Annotated in this window: 1 protein-coding gene; it reads left to right on the top strand. The window is 73.8% G+C overall.

Translation table 11 applies throughout. The features are described 5' to 3' along the window. Positions 1 to 2,631 (top strand): SDR family NAD(P)-dependent oxidoreductase (locus NHG85_RS01350; RefSeq protein ID WP_253329070.1); only part of this gene is annotated, 2,631 nt, incomplete at both ends.

Raw genomic sequence — 2,631 nt, 5'->3', positions numbered from 1 at the left:
CCCGCCCGCTTTCGGCAACCTCACCGCCTACAAGGACGAGATCGTCCGGCCGCTGTCGGAGATGGTCGAGGCCTGCCCCGAACATGGCGGCGCGGTGATGATCACCGGCGGTCTGGGCGGCATCGGCCTGACGCTGGCCGAGACGCTGATCCGCGAGGCGCAGGCCCCGGTGGCGCTTGTCTCGCGCCACGGGCTGCCGCCGCGGGAGGCATGGGAGGGCCTCGTCGCCGCGGGGGGCGAAGAGGGGCAGCTACGCCTGATCCGCGCCGTGCTGCGGCTCGAGGCGCTGGGCGGGCGGGTCTTGGTGCTGCGCGCCGATGTGACCGACCTCGAACAGATGCGCCGGGCCGTCGCGCAGGCGACCGCCGCGCTGGGGCCGCTCAGCGGCGTGATCCATGCCGCCGGGCGGCTCGATGATGCGCCGGTGCTGGGCCGCGATCCGGCGGCGGCCGAGGCGGTTCTTGCGCCCAAGCTGCAGGGGCTGATGGTGCTCGACGCGCTGTTTCCCGACAGGCGCCTCGACTGGATGGCGCTCTGCGCCTCGAGCTCAGGCTGGACCACCCCCGCGGGGCAGGCCGATTACGTCGCCGCCAACGCCGCGCTCGACGCCTATGCGCAATCGCACGCGGGCGGGGCCACGCGGGTCGTGGCGATCGATTGGGGCATCTGGGCGGACACGGGCATGACGGCCACGGGGGGCAGCGGCTCTACCGCGCCGCCAACGCTTGCCCCCAAGGCGCAGCCCGATCCGGGCGCGATGTTCGATCACCGCGAGACGGGGGATAAGATCATGCTGAGCGCGCGCTGGAGCCCCGCGACGCGCTGGTTCCTCGACCAGCACCGCACGCGGGCGGGCGAGGCGCTTTTGCCCGGCACGGGATATGCCGAGATGATGGCCGAGCTGGCCGGGCCGGAGGGCTTTGGGCCGTTCGAGATCCGCGATCTGCGCTTTCTTGCGCCCCTGCACACCCCCGATGGGGGCGAAACCCGGGTGCGCGCGCGTCTGCACGCCAATGGCAGCGGCGATGCCGCCCCGAAGCAGGAGGGGCCCATGCCGGGCCTGGTCGAGATCGAGGCCGCGCCGCCGGGGGCGGATTGGGCTCCGGTCGCCACCTGCCGCATCGGCAGGGCCGAAACCGCCCCCGGCGACATCGACCTTGCGGCCATCGCCGCGCGGATGGGGCCGTCCGAACCGCTCGTCTTGCCGCAGCAGGACCATCTTGATTTCGGCGCGCAGTGGCAGGTCACGGGCGAGGCGCGACGCGGCGCGCGCGAGGGGCTGGCCCGGCTGCGGCTGCCGCCCGAGGCGACCGCCGGCATGCCGCTGCATCCGGGCCTGCTCGATATCGCCACCGGATGGGCGATCGACCTCATCGAGGGCTATGACCCGGGGCAGCTCTGGGTGCCCGCGGGCTACGGGGTGATGCGCATTCATGCGCCCCTGCCGGGCCGGATCGTGAGCCATGCGCGGCTCGCGCGGCAGGAGGACGGCGTCGCCTGGTTCGACATCACGCTCTGCACGCCCGAGGGCGCGGTCTGCGTCGAGATCGAGGGTTTCGAGCTGCGCCGCCTCGCGGCGGGGCTGTCGTTGCAGACCACGCGCGCCGCGCCCGGCGCCACGTCCTCTGGGACCGACCCGCTGGAAGAGGCCCGGCGGCAGGGCATCCGCCGCGAGGAGGGCGGCGCGGCCTTCCTGATGGCGCTGCGGGCCGGTCTGCCGCAGATCGCGATGACCGCGCAGCCGCTGCCCGAGCTGATCGCCGCGGCCCGCGCGATCCGCCCGGCGCCAGCGGCATCCGCGCCGGACGTCGCGCTGTCGGAGGAGTTCGAGACAAGAGCGCAGGCCTGGCTCGCCGGGCAATGGATGGCGCTGCTCGGGGTCGACCGGGTTGGGCCGGACGACAGCTTCTTCGACCTCGGGGGGCATTCGCTGATCGCGGTGCGGCTGTTCGCGGCGATCCGCCGCGAGACCGGCACGGCGCTGCCGATCTCAGCGCTGTTCGAGGCGCCGACGATCCGCGCGCTCGCCGCGCGGCTGGAGCCGGAGGAGGGCGCGGCGGCGCCCGGGGAGCAGTCTGCAAGCCCCGTCCTGCGGCAGGCGGCCGAAGAGAACGTGCATCTCGTCGCGCTCGGGGCGAAGGGCGAAAAGACCCCGCTCTTCATCTCCGCGGGCATGTTCGGCAATGTCATGAACCTGCGCCATCTCGCGCAGCACCTGGGTGCGGAACGGCCGGTCTGGGGCCTGCAGGCGCGCGGTCTGACCGGCGAGGTGCCGCCGCACCGCAGCTTCGAGGCGGCGGCGCGCGATTGCCTGGCCGAGATGCGCTGCGTGCATCCGGGCGGGCCGTGGCTTCTGGCGGGCTACTCGGGCGGCGGGCTCATCGCCCTCGAAATGGCGCGGCAGTTGACGGACCAAGGCGAAGAGGTGGCGCAGTTGATGCTGCTGGATACGCCCTTGCCGCAGCGCCCGCCGCTGCGCTGGCAGGACCGGCTGGCGATCCAGACGATCGAGCTGCGCCGGGCCGGGCTGGCCTATCCGGTGGACTGGTTCGCGCGGCGGCTGCGCTGGGAGATCGACCGCCGCCGCCACGGCCGCCTTGCGGCGCAGTGCGCGCCTGCACGAGATCCCCT

This window comes from Limimaricola litoreus, from assembly GCF_024159025.1.
Classification (GTDB): Bacteria; Pseudomonadota; Alphaproteobacteria; order Rhodobacterales; family Rhodobacteraceae; genus Limimaricola; species Limimaricola litoreus.
This window is presented reverse-complemented; position numbering and strand designations above follow the sequence as displayed.